The organism is Kitasatospora sp. SUK 42 (genome assembly GCF_015776785.2).
Taxonomy (GTDB): Bacteria; Actinomycetota; Actinomycetes; order Streptomycetales; family Streptomycetaceae; genus Kitasatospora.
Genome location: NZ_LFMD02000026.1, coordinates 1 through 16,656, shown reverse-complemented (window position 1 = coordinate 16,656; position 16,656 = coordinate 1). Strand labels below are relative to the sequence as shown.

16 protein-coding genes are annotated in these 16,656 nt (G+C 72.8%); 13 read left to right on the top strand and 3 right to left on the bottom strand.

Going from position 1 to position 16,656, the window contains the following annotated elements; all coding sequences use genetic code 11:
* Both RZ50_RS30275 and RZ50_RS28520 read right to left on the bottom strand, forming a co-directional pair.
* On the bottom strand, window positions 1–323 hold a 323-nt coding region (locus tag RZ50_RS30275; protein WP_308272446.1), incomplete at its 3' end, for a DAK2 domain-containing protein.
* A 284-nt stretch (window positions 324–607) separates the two neighbouring features.
* Window positions 608–1,384: an IclR family transcriptional regulator gene (locus RZ50_RS28520; protein ID WP_196947839.1), complete on the bottom strand. Its 777-nt coding sequence runs from the start codon at window positions 1,382–1,384 to the stop codon at window positions 608–610.
* Window positions 1,385–1,439: 55 nt separating this feature from the next.
* On the opposite strand from RZ50_RS28520, the gene dhaM reads away from it, so the two are divergent.
* Both dhaM and RZ50_RS28510 read left to right on the top strand, forming a co-directional pair.
* Entirely contained in the window at window positions 1,440–1,832 is a 393-nt protein-coding gene (gene dhaM, locus RZ50_RS28515) for a dihydroxyacetone kinase phosphoryl donor subunit DhaM (RefSeq protein WP_196947852.1), read from the top strand.
* Window positions 1,816–2,097 carry an HPr family phosphocarrier protein gene (locus RZ50_RS28510; protein WP_196947840.1) on the top strand — a complete coding sequence of 94 codons (282 nt, stop codon included), beginning with the start codon at window positions 1,816–1,818 and terminating at the stop codon, window positions 2,095–2,097. Before dhaM ends, RZ50_RS28510 begins: the two co-directional genes overlap by 17 nt.
* A 160-nt stretch (window positions 2,098–2,257) precedes the next feature.
* Here RZ50_RS28510 and RZ50_RS28505 read toward each other — a convergent pair whose 3' ends face one another.
* Window positions 2,258–2,722: a MarR family transcriptional regulator gene (locus RZ50_RS28505; RefSeq protein WP_308272443.1), complete on the bottom strand. Its 465-nt coding sequence runs from the start codon at window positions 2,720–2,722 to the stop codon at window positions 2,258–2,260.
* A gap of 144 nt (window positions 2,723–2,866) precedes the next feature.
* Here RZ50_RS28505 and gap point away from each other — a divergent pair, with 144 nt between their 5' ends.
* The 11 genes from gap to RZ50_RS28450 all read left to right on the top strand — a co-directional run bounded on the left by gap (window position 2,867) and on the right by RZ50_RS28450 (window position 16,556).
* Window positions 2,867–3,871, top strand: a complete 1,005-nt coding sequence (gene gap / locus RZ50_RS28500; RefSeq protein ID WP_196947841.1) for a type I glyceraldehyde-3-phosphate dehydrogenase — start codon at window positions 2,867–2,869, stop codon at window positions 3,869–3,871.
* A gap of 59 nt (window positions 3,872–3,930) precedes the next feature.
* On the top strand, window positions 3,931–4,785 hold the full coding sequence (gene ptlH / locus RZ50_RS28495; protein WP_196947842.1) for a 1-deoxypentalenic acid 11-beta-hydroxylase: 855 nt from the start codon (window positions 3,931–3,933) through the stop codon (window positions 4,783–4,785).
* 25 nt (window positions 4,786–4,810) lie between these two features.
* On the top strand, window positions 4,811–6,262 hold the full coding sequence (locus RZ50_RS28490; RefSeq protein WP_196947843.1) for an MFS transporter: 1,452 nt from the start codon (window positions 4,811–4,813) through the stop codon (window positions 6,260–6,262).
* Between the two features lie 50 nt (window positions 6,263–6,312).
* Window positions 6,313–7,170 carry an SDR family oxidoreductase gene (locus tag RZ50_RS28485; protein ID WP_196947844.1) on the top strand — a complete coding sequence of 286 codons (858 nt, stop codon included), beginning with the start codon at window positions 6,313–6,315 and terminating at the stop codon, window positions 7,168–7,170.
* The gene (gene ptlE / locus RZ50_RS28480; protein WP_196947845.1) at window positions 7,167–8,945 is read left to right on the top strand and encodes a neopentalenolactone/pentalenolactone D synthase; all 1,779 of its coding nucleotides are present in this window, start codon (window positions 7,167–7,169) and stop codon (window positions 8,943–8,945) included. The genes RZ50_RS28485 and ptlE overlap by 4 nt, the downstream gene beginning before the upstream one ends.
* Window positions 8,946–8,950: 5 nt before the next feature.
* Window positions 8,951–9,868, top strand: a complete 918-nt coding sequence (gene ptlD, locus RZ50_RS28475; RefSeq protein WP_196947846.1) for a neopentalenolactone/pentalenolactone F synthase — start codon at window positions 8,951–8,953, stop codon at window positions 9,866–9,868.
* The gene (locus RZ50_RS28470) at window positions 9,865–10,878 is read left to right on the top strand and encodes a polyprenyl synthetase family protein (protein WP_196947847.1); all 1,014 of its coding nucleotides are present in this window, start codon (window positions 9,865–9,867) and stop codon (window positions 10,876–10,878) included. The genes ptlD and RZ50_RS28470 overlap by 4 nt, the downstream gene beginning before the upstream one ends.
* Window positions 10,879–11,219: 341 nt before the next feature.
* On the top strand, window positions 11,220–12,230 hold the full coding sequence (gene ptlA, locus RZ50_RS28465; RefSeq protein WP_196947848.1) for a pentalenene synthase: 1,011 nt from the start codon (window positions 11,220–11,222) through the stop codon (window positions 12,228–12,230).
* 74 nt (window positions 12,231–12,304) lie between these two features.
* Window positions 12,305–13,705: a pentalenene oxygenase gene (gene ptlI / locus RZ50_RS28460; protein WP_196947849.1), complete on the top strand. Its 1,401-nt coding sequence runs from the start codon at window positions 12,305–12,307 to the stop codon at window positions 13,703–13,705.
* The gene (gene ispH, locus RZ50_RS28455; protein WP_196947850.1) at window positions 13,702–14,685 is read left to right on the top strand and encodes a 4-hydroxy-3-methylbut-2-enyl diphosphate reductase; all 984 of its coding nucleotides are present in this window, start codon (window positions 13,702–13,704) and stop codon (window positions 14,683–14,685) included. The genes ptlI and ispH overlap by 4 nt, the downstream gene beginning before the upstream one ends.
* A gap of 77 nt (window positions 14,686–14,762) precedes the next feature.
* Window positions 14,763–16,556 carry a 1-deoxy-D-xylulose-5-phosphate synthase gene (locus tag RZ50_RS28450; RefSeq protein ID WP_196947851.1) on the top strand — a complete coding sequence of 598 codons (1,794 nt, stop codon included), beginning with the start codon at window positions 14,763–14,765 and terminating at the stop codon, window positions 16,554–16,556.
* Window positions 16,557–16,656: the final 100 nt, after the last annotated feature.

Genomic DNA, 16,656 nt, shown 5'->3' with positions numbered 1-16,656 from the left:
GCCAGCGCCTCGGCGACCTGCTCCGGGGTGGCGGTGGGGGAGTCGAGGGCCTGGCCGATGGCGCGGAAGGCGCTGCCGTACAGCGGGCCTGAGGCGCCGCCGACGTTGGAGATCAGGGTGGTGCCGGCCTTGACGAGCACGGCGCCGACCGTCTCCGGCGCGAAGGCCTCGACCGCGGTGGACGCGGCGGTGAAGCCGCGGTGCATGTTGGTGCCGTGGTCCGCGTCACCGATGGCGGAGTCGAGCCGGGTGAGCTGGTCCTTCTGCTCGTCGACGGCGGCCGCTATGGCCCGTACCCAGGCGCGGGCGAGGTCGATGTCCACGGAGTCTCCGTTCTCGGCGGGGATCCCGGCGGGTGCCGGCTGGGGGATCCCGGGGCAGGCGGTGCTTCGGGCGGTGCTTCGGCGGGGCGGTCGGTGCGGCGCTCCCGGGCCGCGGAGTGGGCGGATCGCGGGGCGGGGGAGCGGCGCCGTCGGGACGGGTGGTGACGGCGGCGGCACGGGCGCTGAGCGGCGCCGGAGGGATGCCTCGAATACCGTTCGATGGTGACGAACGGTATTCCGGAACGTTAGCCGCTGCCCCGATCCTGTCTCAAGAGTGCCCGTGGTCAGGAGCGCGGGCGGGCCGAGGTGCCCCGGGGGGCGCCCAGCTCCCGGGACAGGTTGCGGGCGATCTCCCGCACCGCGACGGCGAGTTCCTGCCGCGCCGGCGCCGCCAGGACGCGCTCGACCGGTCCGACGATCCCGATCGCGCCGGCCACCCGGCCCGAGCGGTCGAAGACCGGGGAGGCGATCGATCCGTCGCCGATCGCGGACTCCTGGTCCTCGACCGCGTACCCGGTGCGGGCCGCCTCGTCGAGCTGGTCGGCCAGCACGGCGGGGTCGGTGACGCTCGCCCCGGTGAGCGCGGGCAGGTCGCCGGCCAGCAGTTCCTCGCGCAGCCCCGCCGGGGCCGCGGAGACGATCGCCTTGCCCAGCGCGCTAGTGCTCCACGGGATCGCCGCGCCGACCTCCAGGATCTGCACCGCGCCGGCGGGCCGGAACGCGTGGTGCACCACCAGGATCCGGTCGCCGGTGGGGATGGCCACCCAGACGGCCTCCCGGGTGCGGGTGGCGAGCTGGTCGGCCCAGGTCAGCGAACGGCTGCGGAGCTCGTGGGTGTCCAGGTAGGAGTTGCCGAGCGCCACCAGGTCGGGGCCGAGGCGGTACTTGGAGCTCTCCGGGTCGTGGCTGACCAGCCCCTCGGACTCCAGGGTGCGCAGCAGCGCGTGGACGGTGGGCTTGGCCACCCCCAGCCGGTCGGCCAGTTCGGTCACGCCCAGCCTCGGACCGTCCGCGGCGAGCTCGCGCAGGATGCGGACCGCCCGCTGTACTGACTGGACCATGACCAACCTCCGGTTCACTCTTGCTGAACAGCGTTCCGAAATATACCGTCAGTTCATGACCTCCTCGGTTGGCATCGTCTTCGTTTCGCACAGTGCCGAGCTCGCGGCCGGACTGGTCAGGCTCACGGCGCAGATCGCCACCGGCGACGTCGCCCTGGCCGCGGCGGGCGGGACCGACGACGGTCGGATCGGCACCAGCTACACCCGCATCCTGGAGGCGATCCGCCAGACGGACCGCGGCCGGGGTGTGGTGGTCCTGGCGGACCTCGGCAGTTCCGTCCTGACCGTTTGCACCGTGCTCGACGACCACCCCCGTTCCGACGTGGTGATGGTCGACGCCCCCTTCGTCGAAGGTGCCGTGGCCGCGGCCGTCTCCGCGGCCGGCGGCGCCGATCTGCACGCCGTGGCCCATGCCGCGAGAGAGGCCCGCCATGCTGTCAAGTTCTGACCAGACCTCGGCGCCCGTGGAGGCCGCCGTCGTCCTCCCGGCCGCACTGCACGCCCGGCCGGCCGGCCAACTGGCCCGCACCGCCATGGGTTTCGGCTGTTCGATGTGGCTGGAGCACGCGGGTCGCAGCGTGAACCCCGCCAGTGTGCTGGCGGTGATGGGCCTCGGCGCCGTGGCCGGGGCGACCGTCACCGTTCGGGCCGAGGGGCCCGAAGCCGAGCGCGCCGTCGCCGAGTTGGCGCACATCCTGCGCACGGCGGAGTAGCGGCCGCCCCGCGTCCCGCCACCCATCGTTCCGCCTCGGTGGTTCCTGCGGTCGCGCGCCGTCGCCCCCACCCCGGCGGAACCGCCTGTCGCGCCCGCGCCGGCGCCGTCCGGATCGCCCGGTGCGGTCTCGGGGTGGGGCGCCGGCGCGGTGGCGGCCGTCATGTCCGGACGGTTCCGCGCTGTTGCTGTCCGAGTTCCACCAGGCGGGTCATCGCGGGAAGCGCCTGTGCGATAGCCCTTCGTTGATCCGACGTCAATTCCTCGATGAGGGGCCGGAGATGGGTGCCGCGTTCGGCGCGCCTGTCCTCGCCCACCCGGCGCCCGGCGTCGGTGACGTGCACCAGTACCGCCCGTCCGTCGTCCGGATCCGGCCTGCGTTCCACCAGGCCGTCCTGTTCCAGGCGGTTGACGAGTTGGGTGACGCCCGGCTGGCTGAGCTGTTCCCGTCTGGCGAGTTCGGTCAGGCGGACCGGGCCGCCGAAGGCCAGTGTGTCCAGAACCGACAAGGTCGTGAACGGAAGCTTCTGTGCGACGGGCAGCCGGATGTAGAAGCGGTTGAAGAACTCGATGGTCGTGGTGAGGGTCTCGATGTCGAGCCCGTCGCCCTGGTGATGATCTGTCACACTAGAAATGTATCGCACGCTTATATAAGCTCCTTGGTATTACGACGCGGCCGCAGAGGCGGTACGCAGGGGCCCCGTGTACCTCCCGGTCGGCGCAATGGCGCGTCACACCCCCGTCAGTAGCGCAAAGTAGGGGACTTTCCCATGACTACTCGCATTGGTATCAACGGTTTCGGGCGGATCGGCCGTAACGTCTTCCGGGCGGCGGCGGCCCGTGGTGAGGACCTGGAGATCGTCGCGGTCAACGACCTCGGCGACGTGCCCACCATGGCCCACCTGCTGGCCTACGACTCCATCCTGGGCCGCTTCCCCGAGGAGATCACCGCCGCTCCGGGGGAGATCCGGGTCGGCGACCAGGTGGTCAAGGTCCTCGCGGAGCGGGACCCGGGCAAGCTGCCCTGGGGCGAGCTCGGCGTGGACGTCGTCATCGAGTCGACCGGCATCTTCACCGACGCCGAGCGCGCCCGGGCCCACGTGGCCGGCGGCGCCAAGAAGGTGATCATCGCGGCGCCCGCCAGCGGTGAGGACATCACCGTCGTGCTCGGGGTCAACGACGACGCGTACGACCCGGAGCGGCACACCATCATCTCCAACGCCTCCTGCACCACCAACTGCCTCGCGGTGCTGGTCAAGGTGCTGCACGAGGCGGTGGGCATCGAGGCGGGGATGATGACCACCGTCCACGCCTACACGCAGGACCAGAACCTCCAGGACGCGCCGCACAAGGACCTGCGCCGCGCCCGCGCCGCCGCGCTCAACATCGTGCCCACCTCCAGCGGCGCGGCCAAGGCCATCGGCCTGGTCCTGCCTGAACTCGCGGGCCGCCTCGACGCGTACGCGCTGCGCGTGCCGGTGCCGACGGGCTCGATCACCGACCTCACGGTCAACACCAGCCGCCCCACCACGGTCGAGGAGATCAAGGAGGCCTACGCCGCCGCCGCGGCCGGGCGCTACAAGGGCGTGCTCTCCTACACCGAGGCTCCGATCGTCAGCAGCGACATCGTCAACGACCCGGCCTCCTGCGTGTTCGACGCCGCGCTGACCAGGGTCACCGGCCCGCAGGTCAAGGTCGTCGGCTGGTACGACAACGAGTGGGGCTACTCGAACCGCCTGATCGACCTCGCGCTGCGGGTCGGCGCCTCGCTCTGACCCCGCGGCACCCGCACCTTCCCTCCCAAGCCGCCTACTCTTCCAAGGACTTGGCTTACATGACGAACGTGATCGGGGAATACACGGACTGCACGCCGTTGCTCGGGGATCGCGAGGCCCTCGACCGCTTCTACGAGGAGCACGGCTACCTCTTCCTGCGCGGGGTGCTCGACCGCGAGCTGGTGCGCACCGCCGCGGAGCAGATGCTGCACGGCCTGATCGCCCTCGGCGCCGCCGACGAACGGGCGACCCTCGACGACCTCACCATCGACTCCTTCGAGGGCGTCGACGAGGTGGCCATGCACGGGTACGTGAAGTACGACGACTTCTGGAACCACCCGTCGACCGTGAAGGTCTTCGAGGAGGTCCTCGGCGAGCCGGTCTTCGTCTTCCGTTCCACCACCATCCGGTACTACCCGTCGGCCGCCGGCGTGCAGGACCCGAGCTTCGCGCACCTGACGCCGCTGCACCAGGACGGCTACTACATCGGTCCGAACAAGGACTTCCGCACCACCTGGGTGCCGCTGATCGCCACCAACGAGGGATCGGGTGGTGTCGCGCTCGCCGACGGCAGCCACAAGCGGGGCTCCCGCGAGCACGTGCTCAACGAGGACTTCCGCCGGTTCGGCCACCCCGTCCGGGGCATTCCGCCGACCGCGGTGGGCCCGGACGAGCCGCTGCTGTACTCGGCCATGGAGCCGGGGGACCTGCTGGTCTTCCACGCCTTCACATGCCACAAGTCGATGCCCAACGTGTCCTCCCCGGCGGTGATGCGGCTGTCCATGGACACCCGGGTCCAGCCGGCGGCGTCGCCCCGCGGCCACAACGCGCTGACGCCGTGGGCCGAGTCGGCGAAGGACCCGTCCAAGGGCATCATGTCCAAGATCACTGGCACTCCGACCACGGTCGAGTGACGAACAGCCAGGAACGAACAGTCTCATGACGAACAACGGCGGGACGTCTCCCGCTCCAGGCGCCCGGCTCCAGGTGGACCCCGCTCCGGCGGCGGCCCCACCGGTCGGTCTGTCCGGCCTCGGCCTGGCAGTCGTCCTCACCGGTTTCGCCCTGTCCATCGTCGACTTCTTCATCGTCAACGTGGCGCTGACGACGATCGGCAAGGACCTGCACGGCGGCACCACCGCGCTGGAACTGGTGGTGTCCGGGTACGGCATCACCTACGCGCTCGGCCTCGTGCTCGGCGGGCGCCTCGGTGACGCCTTCGGGCGCCGGCGCCTGTACGTGTACGGGCTCATCGCCTTCACACTGGCCTCGCTGCTGTGCGGGGTGGCCCCGACCATGGGCTTCCTGATCGCGGCGCGGCTGCTGCAGGGCGCCGCCGCCGCCATGCTGGTGCCGCAGGTGCTGGCGACGATCCAGGCCTCGACCGAGGGCGAGGCACGGGCCAGGGCGATCAGCCTCTACGGCGCCACGGCGGGCCTCGCCGCGGTGGCCGGGCAGATCATCGGCGGGCTGCTGGTCTCGCTCGACGTGGCCGGACTCGGCTGGCGGTCGGTCTTCGTGATCAACGTGCCGATCGGCGCGGCGGCGCTGCTCGCCGTGCGGCGGATGCCGGCGACCCGGGCCGAGCGGCGGCCGGGCTTCGACCCGCTGGGGACGGTGCTGTTCGGCGCGGCGATGGTCTCCGTGCTGCTGGTCATCGTGGAGGGCCGGGCGCTGGGCTGGCCGCTGTGGCTGTGGGGCCTGCTCGTGGTCGGCCTGGTCGCGGCGGTGCTGCTGGTCAGGGTCGAGCGCAGGATCGAGGCGGCCGGGGGATCCCCGCTGCTGCCGCCCTCGGTGCTGTCCCGCTCCGGACTGCGGCGCGGCCTGCTCGCGATGGTGCCGTTCTCGATCGGGTTCGGCAGCTTCATGTTCGTCTACGCCCTGGTCGCCCAGGACGACTTCGGCCTCGGCGGGCTGCAGTCCGGAGCGGTGCTCGCACCGTTCGCCTCGGCGTTCTTCGTCGTCGCGCTGTACACCCCGAAGATCGCGGCCGCGCTCGGCCGGCGCATCGTCACCCTGGGCGCGGTGATCCAGGGTGCGGGCCTGCTGCTCATGGCGCTGCTGATCGGGTTGTCCTGGCCGCACCTGCCGGTGGTACTGGTCCTGTTGATCCTCGCGTTCACCGGGGTCGGCCAGGCCCTGATCGGGCCCACGCTGTTCCGGCTGATCCTCGCGGACGTGCCGCCCGCCGAGGCCGGCATGGGCAGCGGTGTGCTGGTCACCAGCCAGCAGACCGCCACCGCGTTCGGCGCGACCGTGGGCGGCACGCTCTTCCTCGGACTCCAGGGCCCGCTCGGGCACGGATCGGCCGCGGTGGTCGTGCTCTGCGTGCTCGCGGTCTTCTCGGTGATGATCCTCACCATCAGCCTCAGGCTGCCGGATCCCCGCTGACGCGGAGCCGATCCACCCTCCCACGACCCCTCGCCGGACGGAGAAACCGGATGCAAGCGCAGCTGCGGACCGCCGTGGTCACCGGTGCGGCGAGTGGCATCGGCCTCGCGCTCGGCACCAGGCTGGCGCGCGAGGGCGCGTCGGTCCTGCTGACCGACGTCGACGCCACCCTGCTGGAGCGCCGGGTGACGGAGCTCGCGCGCTCCGGCGCGGACGTCTGCGGTGTCGTCGCCGACCTCACCGACGCGGCGGCGGTCGGGCGGCTGGCCGACACCGCCTTCGACCGGCTCGGCACGGTCGAGCTGCTCGTCAACAACGCGGGGGTCGTGGGACCGGTCGGCACACCCGTCTGGGAGGTGCCGGAGGAGGACCTGCGCGCCGTCATGGAGGTGAACCACTGGGCGCACCTGCGGGTGGCGCGGGCCTTCGTTCCGCGGCTGCTCGCCCAGGGGTGCCCGTCCCACCTGATCCACACCGCCTCGATGTCCGCCTTCGTCGTGGGCGCCGCCAGCGCCGCCTACGCGACGTCCAAGCACGCCGACCTCGCCCTGGCCCGCAGCCTGCGCGCCGACCTGGCGGGCACCCCGGTGCGCGTCTCGGTGCTCTGTCCGGGCCGGGTGGACACTCCGCTGGTGCGCGGCCTGGTCGCCCCGGGCAGCGCCACCGGCGCGACCGTCATGGGCGCGGACGAGGTCGCCGAGGTGGTCCGCAAGGCCGTCGGCACCGACCGGTTCTACATCTTCACCAACGCCGACACGCAAGTGAGGCTCCGCCGCGAACTCGACGACGTGTGGCGCCACGCCGCCGCACCTGCCACACCCCTGGAGGATGAGCCGTGGTGCGCCAAGGGAGCGATACCGGTCCCCAGACAGGCCCGGGAGCGAGCGCCCCGGACCTGGAGACCGTGAGGGCGAGGTACCGGGAGGAACGCGACAAACGCCTCGGCACCGGCCGCGGCTACCAGTACGCCCGAGGAGACTTCGCCCACTACGCGGCCGACCCCAACGCGGCCGGGCACGTGCGCGAACCGGTCACCGACGAGGTGGACGTCACCGTCGTCGGAGCCGGACTCGGCGGCCTGCTGGTGGGCGCCCGGCTGCGCGAGCAGTGCGACTTCGAGACCATCCGGCTGGTGGACGCGGCCGGCGACGTCGGCGGCACCTGGTACTGGAACCGGTTCCCCGGGCTGCGCTGCGACGTCGAGAGCTACGTCTACATGCCGCTGCTGGAGGAGCTCGGCACCGTGCCCGCCGAGAAGTACGCCAGCGGCGAGGACATCCTCGCGCACTGCCAGGCCGTGGCCCGCCACTACGGGCTCTACCGAGACGCGCTGCTGGGGACCTCCGTCACCGAGTTGAGGTGGGACGAGCCGACCGGATTCTGGACCGTCACCACCGACCGCGGCGACCGGTTCCGCTCCCGGTACGTCTGCATGGCGATCGGCTCGCTGCACCGCCCCAAGCTGCCCGAGCTGCCCGGCCTCGACGAGTTCGCCGGGCACAGCTTCCACGCCGCGCGCTGGGACTACGACTACACCGGCGGCGGTGTCCAGGGCTCGCTGGAACACCTGCGGGACAAGCGGGTCGGCGTCGTGGGCACCGGCGCGACCGCCGTCCAGATCATCCCGCGGCTGGCCGAGGCGGCCGGGCACCTCTACGTCTTCCAGCGCACCCCCTCCGCGGTGGGCGTGCGCGCCAACCGGCCCACCGACCCGGCCTGGGCGGCCGGTCTCCAACCGGGCTGGCAGCAGCGGAGGATGGACAACTTCCACCTGGTCACCTCCGGAAAGCCCCAGGACGAGGACCTCGTCCAGGACGGCTGGACGGAGATCACCGCCAAGCTGGCCGCCATCCTGCCCCGGCAGGGCGCCGCGCCCGCCGACCCGGCGGAGGCCGCCGCCGCGGTCGAGCACGCCGACCTCCTCAAGATGGAGGAGATCCGCGAGCGGGTGGCCACCCTGGTGCACGACCCGGCGACCGCCGCCGCGCTGATGCCGTACTACCGGATGTTCTGCAAACGGCCCTGCTTCCACGACGGCTACCTGGAGACCTTCAACCGCCCCGACGTGACCCTGGTGGACACCGAGGGACGCGGCGTCGAGCGGCTCACCGGGGCGGGCGTGCTGGCCGGCGGCCGGGAGTACCCCGTCGACTGCCTGGTCTTCGCCTCCGGCTACGAGTCCGAGTTCGCGGTGCCCTACGTCGAACGGGCCGGCTTCGACGTGATCGGCCGGGACGGCCTGCGGCTGTCGCAGAAGTGGGCCGAGGGTGTCCGCACCCTGCACGGCCTCCAGACGCACGGCTTCCCCAACTGCTTCGTCCTCGCCAAGGCCCAGTCGGGCCTGCACGTGAACGCCCCCTACATGCTCAACGAACAGAGCCGGCACCTCGCCCACGTCCTGGCGGCCGCGCGCAAGCGCGGACACCGGGTGGTGGAGGCGTCGGCCGCGGCGGAGCGGGAGTGGGTCGAGGAGATCCTCCGGCTCGCCAACCGCAACCTCGACTACGCCGAGTTGTGCACACCGGGCCTGTTCAACAACGAGGGCAGGCCCGGCGAACTGCACCTGCTCAACGCCAGTTACGGCGGCGGCTCGGTCGCCTTCGTGGACATCCTCCGGCGATGCCGCGAGGACGACGTCCTCGCCGGAATCGAGTTACGCGATCCGACAACCTCGACTACGTGAAACAGGTGCCAACGACAGTGGAGATCACCCCGATACCCGGAGCACCCCTGGGCGCCGTCGTGCACGGCGCCGAGCTCTCCGGCGACCTCGACGACACGTCGCTAGCCCGGATCCTGGACGCCGTCGACCAGCACCTGGTGCTGGTCTTCCGCGGCCACCGGGACCCGACCGACGAGCAACTACTGGCCTTCGGCCGACGCTTCGGCCACATCCCGAAGACCGGACTGACCACGGGAGCCAACCCGGTCCACAACGAGATCCTGATCATCTCCAACATCCTCGTGGACGGGAAGAAGATCGGCATCGGCGACGCCGCGTGGATGGACTGGCACACCGACTACTCGTTCCGCCCGCGCGTCTCGCAGCTGGGCGTCCTGGCCGCCGTCGAACTGCCGCCCAGCGGCGGCGGGCAGACGCTGTTCACCGACATGTACGCCGCCTACGACTCGCTGCCCGGGGAACTGCGCGCCCGGCTGCACACCTACCGGGCCCGCCACGCCCTGCGCTCCGGCTACGAGGACACCATCGAGGAGGAGTACCAGGGCGAGGTCACCATCGGCGCCACCGCCGCGATCCAGCCCGAGGACGGCACGGCCACGGTGCACCCGGTGATCGCGCGCAACCCCCGCACCGGCCGCCACAGCGTCTACGTCAACCCGCTCAACACCAAGCGGATCCTGGAGCTCGACCCGGCCGCCTCCAAGGAGCTGCTCCAGCGGCTGTGGGCCTTCCCCGGCACCCCGGAGCTGACCTACCGCCACACCTGGGAGCCCGGCGACATCGTCCTCTGGGACCAGCTGGGCACCCTCCACGCCAAGACCGCCTTCGACCCGGACGAGCGCCGGATGCTGCGCAAGGTCGTCGCGATCTTCGACGACCCGGTGGAGCCGTGGCGGGCGTGGCAGGCGGAGGCGACGACATGAGCGCGGCTCCGGCCAGCCTGCACCGCAGCCGGGACGCCATCCAGCCCGCGCTGCGTGCCGCCCTGGAACTGCTCGACGACCGGTCCCGGCACCAGGCCGCCTACCACTTCGGCTGGCTCACCGCCGACGGCGAGCCGGTGGCCGCCGGCGGCGGGAAGGCCGTCCGCCCCGCGCTCGCCCTGCTCTCCGCCCAGGCCGTCGGCGCTCCACCGGAGACCGGGCTGCCCGGCGCGGTGGCGGTCGAGCTGGTGCACAACTTCTCGTTGCTGCACGACGACCTGATGGACGGCGACGAGGAGCGCCGCCACCGGCGCACCGTCTGGGCGCTGTGGGGGCCGGCCAGTGCGATCCTCACCGGCGACGCGCTGCTGGCGCTGGCCCAGGAGGTGCTGCTCGGCTGCGGCCTGCCCACCGCGGCGGCCGCCGCCCGGCTGCTCGCCCGCACCACGCGCGGGCTGATCCGCGGCCAGGTCGAGGACGTCTCCTTCGAACAGCGGGCGCACGTGACCGTCGACGAGTGCCTCGACATGGCGGGCGGCAAGACCGGAGCGCTGCTCTCCGCCAGCTGCGCGATCGGCGCCCTGCTCGCCGGGGCCCCGGACACCACCGTCGACCGGCTGGCGCTCTTCGGCGACCAACTGGGCCTCGCCTTCCAGCTCACCGACGACGTGCTCGGGATCTGGGGCGATCCGGCGGTCACCGGCAAGTCCGTCCACAGCGACCTGCGCGCCCGCAAGAAGTCGCTGCCCGTCAGCTACGCCCTCAACCGCGGCGGCGCGGTCGCCGAGGAGCTGTCCGCGTGGCTCGGCGCCCCCGGCGAGCCCGCCGAGGCGGAGCTGCGCCGCGCCGCGGACCTGATCGCCGAGGCCGGCGGCCGGGACTGGGCGCTCGACGAGGCCTCGCGGCGGATGACGCTCGGCGAGGCGGCGCTGCACGACGTCGAACTGGAGTCCGGGGCGCGGGAGGAACTCCTCACGCTCGGCCGCTTCGTCGTCGACCGCGAGGTCTGACCCCGCCGGATCCGGCGGACACCGCGCCGCCCGGCGCCGCACGACGTGATCGACCCGCACGACGTGATCGACCCGTACGAAGCGAGCGACCCGCACGTCGCCGTCGACCCGTACGAAGCGAACGACCAGCACGACGGGCCCGCGCCATCGCGGAGCCGGCCCGGTCCGCACCGAGGGCAGCGTCGCCCCGGTCCCGTCCCCGCCGAGGGCTCCTCCGCCGTGGGCAACGTCCCCGGCTCCCCGCAGGAGGCCCCTCTCCCATCGCCGTACGGACACGGCCGTGCCGCCCCACAGCCGTGCCCGCTTCCGCCATGCCCGATACCGCACCCCAGGAGCAGGACATGCCCCAGGACGTCGACTTCCGCATCCCCATACCCGGGCGGCAGAGCCCCGACCACGTCCGCGCCGACGCCGAGCAACTCGCGTGGCCGCGCTCGCTCGGCCTGATCACCACCGAGGCGGCCGCCGAGCGCCACCTGCGCGGCGGCTACGCCGACCTCGCCTCACGCTTCTACCCGCACACCAGCGGCACCGACCTGGACCTCGGCGTCGACCTGATGTCGTGGTTCTTCCTCTTCGACGACCTCTTCGACGGCCCGCGCGGCGAGAACCCGGAGGAGACCAAGCAGCTCACCGACGCGGTGGCCGCCGCGCTGGACGGCCCGCTGCCCGACTCGGCGCCACTGATCGCGCACGGCTTCGCGGACGTCTGGCGCCGCAGCTGCGAGGGCATGTCGCCCGCCTGGCAGGCCCGCAGCGCGCGCCACTGGCGCAACTACTTCACCGGCTACGTGGACGAGGCGGAGAGCCGCTTCTGGAACACCCCCTACGAGTCGGCGGCGCAGTACCTCGCGGTGCGCCGGGCCACCATCGGGGTCCAGCCCACCGTGGACCTGGCCGAGAGCACCGGCCACTTCGAGGTGCCGCAGCGGGTCTTCGACAGCGCCGTGCTCTCCGCGATGCTGACCATCGCCATCGACACCAACCTGATCCTCAACGACATCGCGTCGCTGGAGAAGGAGGAGGCCCGCGGCGAGCAGAACAACATGGTCATGATCCTGCGCCGGGAGCACGGCTGGGCCAAGGGCCGGGCGATCGCGCACCTGCAGGACGAGATCCGCGCGCGGATGGAGCAGTTCGAGCTGCTGGAGAGCTGCCTGACGAAGGTCTGCGACATCTACGGCCTGGGCGCGGCCGAGCGCGAGGCCGTCGAACGCTACCGCACCGACGCGGTGCGCACGGTGATCCGCGGCTCGTACGACTGGCACCGCTCCTCGGGCCGCTACGACGCGGAGTTCGCGGTCGCGGCCGGCACCCAGGGCTACCTGGAGGAGCTGGGCAGCACCCGGTAGCCCGCGCACGGACCAGCCCCCGGCGCCGCGCCACTCCGGCGCGACGACCCGTCACCCACAGGAGTTGGAGTTCGATGTCCCCGCAGACCTTCACAGCGGGCTCGGCCCCCGGCGCGGTTCCCGTCGTCGGGCACGCGTTGCGGATGATGCGCCGCCCCGTCCAGTTCATGTCCTCGCTCTCGGCCCACGGCGACCTCGTCCGGATCCGGATCGGCCCGACCGACGCCTACGTGCCCACCCACCCCGAGCTGCTGCGGCACGTGCTCACCAACGACCGGACCTTCGACAAGGGCGGCGTCTTCTACGACCGGGCCCGCGACATCGCCGGCAACGGCCTGGTCACCTGCCCGTTCGCCGACCACCGGCGCCAGCGCCGACTCATGCAGTCGGCCTTCCAGCGCTCGCAGCTGAAGCGCTACTCGGTCGCCATGCAGGCCGAGATCGAGGACACCACCTCCCGCTGGCAGGACGGCATGGTCGTCGACGCCTTCCCGGAGCTGTACGGGATGGCCCTGCGCACCGTGGGCCGCACGCTCTACTCCACCCCGGTCGGCCCCGAGCAGGCCGAGGGCGTCCAGCGCGCCTTCGACACCGTGCTCAACGGCCTGTTCCGGCAGATGTTCCTGCCCCGCGCGGTGCGCCGGCTGCCCACCCCGGGCAACCGCCGCTACGCCCGCAACCTGCGCTACCTGCACGACACCACCCAGCAGTTGATCGACGACTACCGCCGCGACGGCGCCGACCACGACGACCTGCTGTCGGCGCTGCTCGCCTCCCGCGACGAGGAGGGCGGGGGCCGGCTCGGCGACACCGAGATCCACGACCAGGTCATCACCATCATGGCGGCCGGCACCGAGACCGTCGCCGGCACGCTGACCTGGATCTTCTACCTGCTGTCCCAGCACCCCGAGATCGAGGCGGCGCTCCTGCGGGAGGTCGACACCGTGCTCGGCGGGCGCCCACCGCAGTGGGACGACCTGCCGAACCTCTCGCTGATCGACCGGGTCATCAGCGAGACGCTCCGGCTCTACCCGCCGGCCTGGCTGTTCACCCGGCTGACCGCCGAGGAGACCGAGGTCGCCGGGGTGCGCCTGCCCAAGGGGACGACGGTGGTGTTCAGCCCCGCCGCGGTGGCCCAGCACCGCCCGTCCTTCCCCGACGAGACCCGCTTCGACCCCGACCGCTGGCTGCCCGACCGGGTCACCCCGCTCGCCCGCCAGGCCTTCATGCCCTTCGGCACCGGCGCCCGCAAGTGCATCGGCGACCTGTACGCCCGTACCGAGGCCGCCCTCGGTCTGGCCACCATCCTCAGCAACTGGCGGGTCACCTGCGAGCCGGACATGGACGTGCGCCCCGTGCCGCTGGCCACCGTCTACCACCCCCGCCGGCTGAGGCTGCGGATCAGCCGACGCACGTCCTGGGAGACGGCCCGCCCCGCCCCGTCCGCCGTGCACGCCGGAGGAGACGCCGCATGAGCGCGACCGGAGGGATCGTCCTGGCCCAGCCGCGCGGCTTCTGCGCCGGCGTCCGGCGCGCCATCGGCATCGTCGAACGGGCCCTGGACCTGCACGGGGCGCCGGTGTACGTGCGCAAGGAGATCGTGCACAACCACTACATCGTCGCGGAGCTGGAGCGCCGCGGCGCGGTCTTCGTCGACAGCGAGGAGGACGTGCCCGAGGGCTCGATCTGTGTCTTCTCCGCGCACGGCGTCTCGCCGGCCGTCCGCTCCGGTGCCGCCGACCGGCAGCTGGAGGTGATCGACGCGACCTGCCCGCTGGTCTCGAAGGTCCATCAGGAGGCGCTGCGCTTCGCCCGGGACGGCCGGATCATCCTGCTGGTCGGGCACGCCGGCCACGAGGAGGTCGAAGGGGTGCTGGGCGAGGCCCCCGAGCGGACCGTCGTCATCGAGACCGTCGAGGACGTGCACCGCCTGGAGCTGCCGGCCGACACCCCGGTCGGGTGCCTCACCCAGACCACGCTCTCCTTCGACGAGACGCGCAAGGTCGTCGACGCGCTCCACGAACGCTTCACGGACATCGTGACCCCGAGTGAGGACGACATCTGCTACGCCAGCCAGAACCGGCAGAACGCGGTCAAGGAACTGGCCCGGCGGCACGACCTCGTCCTGGTGGTCGGCTCGGAGAACTCCAGCAACTCGCTGCGCATGGTCGAGGTCGCCCGCGAGCACGGCGCCGCCGCGCACCTGGTGCCGGACGCCGGCCGGCTGGACGAGGCGTGGCTGACCGGGGTGGGGAGCATCGGCGTCAGCTCGGGGGCCAGCGCGCCCGAGATCCTGGTGAGCGGCCTGGTCGAGCGGCTGGCCGGGCTCGGCTTCCCGGACGTCGAGCTGCAGGACGGCATCGCCGAGGACGTCGTCTTCGCCATGCCGGGCCGCCTGGCCGATCCGGTCACCGGCCGGATCCCGCGCACCCCGCTCGCCGACGAGTCGCGATGACGGCACCGCGACCGCGCGTCGCCGCCGGCGCGCGCCCCCAGGGCCAGCCCGACGGAGCAGAGAGGAGGATCCACCTCATGCCGCGCCTGGAGGAGATCCGAGGACCGGAGGACCTGCGGAACCTGAGCGCCGAACAGATCGGCGCCCTGGTGCCGCAGATCCGCCGGCTGCTGGTGGAGGCCGTCACCCGCACCGGCGGCCACCTCGGCCCGAACCTGGGCGTGGTCGAGCTGACCATCGCCCTGCACCGGGTCTTCGACTCCCCGCGGGACCGCATCCTGTGGGACACCGGCCACCAGACCTACGTGCACAAGATCCTGACCGGCCGCGCCGGGGAGCTGGCCACCCTACGGCAGGCCGGCGGGCTCTCCGGCTACCCCAACCGCACCGAGTCCGAGCACGACGTGATCGAGAACTCGCACGCCTCGACGGTGCTCTCCTGGGCCGACGGCCTCGCCCGCGCCCACCGCGTCCGGGGGATCACCGACCGGGCGGTGGTCGCGGTGATCGGGGACGGCGCCCTGACCGGCGGCCTGGCCTGGGAGGCGCTGAACAACCTGGGCGGGGCACCCGAGCGCCCGGTGGTCGTGGTGCTGAACGACAACACCCGCTCCTACGCGCCCACGGTCGGCGGCGTCGCCGAGCACCTGGCGGCCCTGCGCGCCCCGGGCGCGGCACGCACCGCCTTCGAGTGCCTCGGGCTGGCCTACGTCGGCCCGGTGGACGGACACGACGTCGAGACGGTCGAGACCGCGCTGCGCGAGGCGGCCGGGCTCGGCCGGCCCGTGGTGGTGCACTGCGTCACCGAGAAGGGCCGCGGCCACGCCCCGGCCGAGCAGGACGAGGCGGAGCGCCACCACGCGATCCGCGGCCAGGGCCCGGCCGGCGACGGCTCGCCCTCGTGGACCTCGGTCTTCGGCGACGAGCTGGCCCGGCTCGGCGGCGAGCGGACCGATCTGGTCGCGGTCTCCGCGGCCATGCTCGGGCCCACCGGGCTGCGCGCCTTCGCGGAGCGCTTCCCGGAACGGACCGTCGACGTGGGCATCGCCGAGCAGCACGCCGTCACGGCGGCGGCCGGGCTGGCGCTCGGCGGCCTGCACCCGGTGGTCGCCCTCTACTCGACCTTCCTGAACCGCGCGTTCGACCAACTGCTGCTCGACGCCGCGCTGCACCGCGCGCCGATCACCCTGGTGCTGGACCGGGCCGGCATCACCGGGGACGACGGCCCCTCACACCACGGCATGTGGGACCTCTCCCTGCTGAACCTGGTGCCCGGCCTGCGCCTCGCGGCGCCGCGCGACGCGGCGACCCTGCGCCGTGAGCTCGGCGAGGCGGTGGCCTGGCGGGAGGGACCGACGGTGCTGCGCTTCCCGAAGGGAGGCACCGGCCCGGACATCCCGGCCATCGGCACCGTCGGCGGGATGGACGTGCTGCGGCACGACGAGCGCGCGGACGTCCTGCTGGTCTCGGTCGGCGCGATGGCCACCACCTGCCTGCGCGCCGCCGAGGAACTGGCCGGGCGCGGGCTCGGGGCCACCGTGGTCGATCCGCGCTGGGTCAAGCCCGTCGCCCCCGAACTCCTCGAACTGGCCCGGGGGTTCCGCCTGGTCGCCACCGTCGAGGACAGCGGCCGGACGGGCGGCGTCGGCGCCGCGATCGCCCAGGCGCTCGGCGACGCCGGGGTGACCTGCCCGGTGCGCGGCTTCGGCCTCCCGCAGCGCTTCCTGAACCACGGCCCGCGCGCCGATCTGCTGGCGGCCGGCGGCCTGACCGGTCCGGGCATCGCCGAAGCGATCGCCGGGAGCCTCGCCGCCGCGCCCCGGCCGCACCAGCCCGCCCGCCACCCGGTCGCGCTCGGCGGACCGCGCTGACCTCCGGGCCCGCCGCGGGCGGCCCACCGTGACCCCATGCCGAACCTGAGGAGAAACCAGCATGCCCGTCCAGCTCGGGATGCCCACCGTGGCACCCGGC

What these genes read in the sequence shown, in the direction of transcription:
- RZ50_RS28520 (WP_196947839.1), bottom strand. Translation starts at nt 1,384, where the DNA reads ATGGTCCAGTCAGTACAGCGGGCGGTCCGCATCCTGCGCGAGCTCGCC.
- dhaM (WP_196947852.1), top strand. Translation starts at nt 1,440, where the DNA reads ATGACCTCCTCGGTTGGCATCGTCTTCGTTTCGCACAGTGCCGAGCTC.
- RZ50_RS28510 (WP_196947840.1), top strand. Translation starts at nt 1,816, where the DNA reads ATGCTGTCAAGTTCTGACCAGACCTCGGCGCCCGTGGAGGCCGCCGTC.
- gap (WP_196947841.1), top strand. Translation starts at nt 2,867, where the DNA reads ATGACTACTCGCATTGGTATCAACGGTTTCGGGCGGATCGGCCGTAAC.
- ptlH (WP_196947842.1), top strand. Translation starts at nt 3,931, where the DNA reads ATGACGAACGTGATCGGGGAATACACGGACTGCACGCCGTTGCTCGGG.
- RZ50_RS28490 (WP_196947843.1), top strand. Translation starts at nt 4,811, where the DNA reads ATGACGAACAACGGCGGGACGTCTCCCGCTCCAGGCGCCCGGCTCCAG.
- RZ50_RS28485 (WP_196947844.1), top strand. Translation starts at nt 6,313, where the DNA reads ATGCAAGCGCAGCTGCGGACCGCCGTGGTCACCGGTGCGGCGAGTGGC.
- RZ50_RS28470 (WP_196947847.1), top strand. Translation starts at nt 9,865, where the DNA reads ATGAGCGCGGCTCCGGCCAGCCTGCACCGCAGCCGGGACGCCATCCAG.
- ptlA (WP_196947848.1), top strand. Translation starts at nt 11,220, where the DNA reads ATGCCCCAGGACGTCGACTTCCGCATCCCCATACCCGGGCGGCAGAGC.
- ptlI (WP_196947849.1), top strand. Translation starts at nt 12,305, where the DNA reads ATGTCCCCGCAGACCTTCACAGCGGGCTCGGCCCCCGGCGCGGTTCCC.
- ispH (WP_196947850.1), top strand. Translation starts at nt 13,702, where the DNA reads ATGAGCGCGACCGGAGGGATCGTCCTGGCCCAGCCGCGCGGCTTCTGC.
- RZ50_RS28450 (WP_196947851.1), top strand. Translation starts at nt 14,763, where the DNA reads ATGCCGCGCCTGGAGGAGATCCGAGGACCGGAGGACCTGCGGAACCTG.